Here is a 3840-nt window from a genome sequence, read left to right on the forward strand (position 1 = left end):
CTGAAACAAATGCATCTGCAATAGGAATAAGTAATCTTCTTGGACTTGGAGTTGATCTTTTCCCAAGAGTTGACAAGCGTCTTAAAGAGCTTGGAATCAGAGACAAGGTAGCACTTTTTGCCGGTGGAAGAATCGGTGAAAAAGAAGAAGAACATGCAATGTTTGAGAAGAAGATAAAAGAAGAAGGAACTGGATTTTTAGGAGTTGATGCATTCTTTGGACCTGGAACAGATCCTCAGGATACAGTAGACTTATTAAATAAAATGCTTGGAAACAAATAGGAGGTATTGACATGAAACAGAACAAAACACGTGTTGTAATAATGAGAGCAGGAACAAGTAAGGGTATATTCATAAACGAAAAAGTTCTTCCAAAAGATGAAGCTGAAAGAACAAATAGAATACTTAAGATATTTGGAAATCCTGATATAAGACAAATAGATGTAAACTACACTTTTGGTCAGGTTTCATATGTTGCACCTAAAATAGATTATTCAGGAAATTGCGGAAATATTTCTGCTGGAGTTGGACCTTATGCAGTAGATGAAGGACTTGTTGAAATTACAGAGCCTTATACTACAGTAAGAGTACACAATACAAACACTGGAAAGATTCTTGTAGAGACAGTTAAGGTTGAAGACGGAGTTGCAGTAGTTGATGGAGATTATGCAATAGCAGGAGCTCCTGGAACAGGTCAAAAAATCGAAATAGACTTTTCAGATACAGCCGGTTCAAAAACTGGAAAACTTCTTCCTACGGGAAATCCTGTAGACAAGATGACAATAGCGGATATTGGTGAAATTGAGTTTTCTCTTGTAGATGCTGCAAATCCTGTTGTATTCGTAAGAGCAAAGGATTTGGGACTTACTGGAATAGAAACACCAAGCCAGATAGACAAAGATGAAAGAATTCTAAATATTCTTGAAGAAATAAGAGGAAACGCTGCAATAATAACTGGAGCTGCGACAGATCTTGAAGATGCTCTTAAGAATGCTCCGGCATTCCCAATGGTTGCATTTGTTTCAGAATCACAGGATTATACTGCTTTTGGATCAAACAAGGCAATATCTGAAGATGATACGGACTTTGTTTCAAGACTTATGTTCATGCAGGTAATACACAAGACTTATGCGGGTACAGGTACAATATGTACAGGTGCTGCAGCAAGAATCGAAGGAACTCTTGTTAATGAAGCAATGAAAGCTAAGAACAAGGGACAAGAAAATATATTAAAAATTGGACATCCATCAGGAGTAATAACTATTGATGTTTCAGCACACAAGGATGACAGTAGCTGGATTCTTGACAAGGCTGCAATAAACAGGACTGCTAGAAGAATAATGGATGGTTTCTGTTACACACCTGCAGGAGAGTAATAAAATGAATAAGTACGATTTTCATATAATTGATATTGGAAGTACGTATACAAAACAAAGATTGTTCAAAAATAGTGAGTTGGTGGCTACAGTACAGTCGCCAACTACTATAGACAACGTGTACAAAGGTATTAAGAAGGGACTTGACTTGATGAAGGAAGGTCTTGATGAAGAGAAAATAGATGCTGAATTTGTACTTTCTTCAAGTAGTGCAGCGGGAGGACTTAGAATGGTGGCCATAGGCTTCATGATGAGGGTTACTGCAAAGGCTGCAAAGGAAGTGGCAATGAATTCGGGTTCTAAGATACTTGAAATCTTATCAAACGAGGATCCTGCTGATTTCAGAGTTCAGGTTTTAAAAGAAATTAGCCCTGATATAATACTTCTTGCCGGAGGAACTGACGGCGGAGATGAAAAATCAATAATTGAAAATGCTGAACGGATTGTAGAAAGTGAAACAAATGCTGTGGTTGTAATTGCAGGAAATCTAAATGCACAGAGAAAAGTGGCGAAAATACTCAAGGCTGGAAACATCAACCATATAAGGGTACCTAACATCATGCCTACCATCCACGAGTTGAGGGTTAAGGAAGCCAGGGAAGCAATCCATATGGAATTTATCAAGGAGATTACAAAGGCTGAAGGACTTAATGCACTTCAGCAGGTAATAACCAATGATAAGATAATACCAACACCTGGAGCTGTTCTCATGGCTGCAGAACTTTTGGCGAAAGGAACCTACAAAACTGAAGGAATTGGTGAACTTATAATAGTTGATCTTGGCGGTGCCACAACAGATATTCATTCCGTAATTCCGCAGATGGAAGAACTTGACGCAGAAGAGAGAGGTCTTGTCGTAACAAACGAGAAGCAGATGTCCTATAGAACCGTTGAGGGAAATCTGGGACTTAGAATAAGCGCCGTAGGAATTATTGATGCAGTTGATTCCAGGATTATACTTGAAAAAAGGAATCTTAACACTGCTGAAATGGTAGAGGAATTTGAAGAGTATTGCGAGATGGTTGAAGAAAATCCTTCCTATCTTCCATTAAATGAAAAGGAAGAAATATTTGATACCCTCCTTGCAGAAACAGCTGTGGAAGTTGCCTTGAAAAGACATGCAGGAAGGTATGCTTCAGAAGTGGATACCTTCAAGGGTTATATTACAGGTATGCCTATTGGAAGAGATTTGAGAAATGTAGACCTTGTAATAGGTGTAGGTGGAATATTTTCACATAATGATGAAGAGAAAAGCAAGGCTATCATAAGAGAAGCCTTGAAAGATAGAAATATGTCACTGCTTCCCAAAAATCCAAAGATCATAATTGACAAGGATTACCTGCTTTTCGCAGCAGGTAACATTATGGAAGAGGATAAGGACTATGCCATGGAAGTCCTAAGAAAAAAATTCATGGCAAAAAAATAATAAATTTACGGGAGATATAAATGAACGCAAGAGTTGAATTGAAAAAAGCATTGGAAGCAAAGGAAATATTGGTAGCACCAGGAGCTCATGATGTGCTTACAGCAAGAGTTATAGAGCAAGCTGGATTTAAGGCTGTATATATGACAGGATACGGACAGGCTGCAAGTGCACTTGGAAAGCCTGATGTAGGTCTTTTGACACTTACAGAAATGGTTGACAGAGCTGCAAAGTTTGTTAGTGCTGTAAAAGTTCCTGTAATAGCTGATGCAGATACAGGATTTGGAAATGCACTTAGTGTAATGAGAACTGTAGAGCTTTATGAGAAGGCTGGAGTTGCAGCAATACAACTTGAAGACCAGGTTGCACCTAAGAGATGTGGACACATGCTTGGAAGAGAAGTTGTTCCTATGGAAGAAATGGTTGGAAAGATAGAAGCTGCAATAGAAGCAAGAACTGACGAGAGCATGCTTATAATAGCAAGAACAGATGCAAGAACAAACCTTGGTTTCGAAGAAGCACTTAAGAGAGTTAAGGCTTATGAGGCTGCTGGTGCAGACATAATATTCCTTGAGTCTTTGGAAGCAGAAGAAGAAATGGAAATACTTAACAAGGAAATTAAGGCACCAACACTTGCAAACATGGTAGAAGGTGGAAGAACTCCAGTATTCACTAATGCTAAGCTTCAAGGATTAGGATACGATCTTGTAATCTGGCCAACAGCGTCTACATATGTTACAGCATTCATGATGCAGAAACTTATGAAGGAACTTATGGAAAAAGATACAACTGAAGGAATGATGAATGAAATGATTGAATTCCCTGATTTCAACAAGCTTATTGGACTTGAAGAATATAATGCAATGGGATTGAAATTTATTAAGTAATTAATTTTTAGTATCCCTGATTATATATCTAATATTTGATTTGAATATTCATATCAATATTATCCAATCTACTGCAGAACAGTTAAGGTTAATATTTATTCAGCAATAGAGAACAAATAGGATTAAAATATGAGGGGATGCTTTCTTATAGCTTA

Annotated in this window: 4 protein-coding genes; all 4 read left to right on the forward strand. The window is 37.8% G+C overall.

Annotated elements, in window-relative coordinates:
• On the forward strand, positions 1 to 281 hold a 281-nt coding region (locus tag AC3AX0_RS08995), incomplete at its 5' end, for a cobalamin B12-binding domain-containing protein (RefSeq protein WP_487549963.1).
• 11 nt (positions 282 to 292) lie between these two features.
• Complete coding sequence (locus AC3AX0_RS09000; protein ID WP_487549964.1) at positions 293 to 1375, forward strand: PrpF domain-containing protein; 1083 nt, start codon at positions 293 to 295, stop codon at positions 1373 to 1375.
• Between the two features lie 4 nt (positions 1376 to 1379).
• Positions 1380 to 2801 carry a glutamate mutase L gene (locus AC3AX0_RS09005; protein ID WP_487549965.1) on the forward strand — a complete coding sequence of 474 codons (1422 nt, stop codon included), beginning with the start codon at positions 1380 to 1382 and terminating at the stop codon, positions 2799 to 2801.
• A 20-nt stretch (positions 2802 to 2821) separates the two neighbouring features.
• Positions 2822 to 3685 (forward strand): isocitrate lyase/PEP mutase family protein, encoded by an 864-nt coding sequence (locus AC3AX0_RS09010; RefSeq protein ID WP_487549966.1) that lies wholly within the window; start codon positions 2822 to 2824, stop codon positions 3683 to 3685.
• Positions 3686 to 3840: the final 155 nt, after the last annotated feature.

The organism is Dethiosulfatibacter sp., from assembly GCF_983023055.1.

Excerpts from the sequence above, each read along its gene's own strand:
- AC3AX0_RS09005 (WP_487549965.1), top strand. The coding sequence starts at position 1,380 with ATGAATAAGTACGATTTTCATATAATTGATATTGGAAGTACGTATACA.
- AC3AX0_RS09010 (WP_487549966.1), top strand. The coding sequence starts at position 2,822 with ATGAACGCAAGAGTTGAATTGAAAAAAGCATTGGAAGCAAAGGAAATA.
- AC3AX0_RS09000 (WP_487549964.1), top strand. The coding sequence starts at position 293 with ATGAAACAGAACAAAACACGTGTTGTAATAATGAGAGCAGGAACAAGT.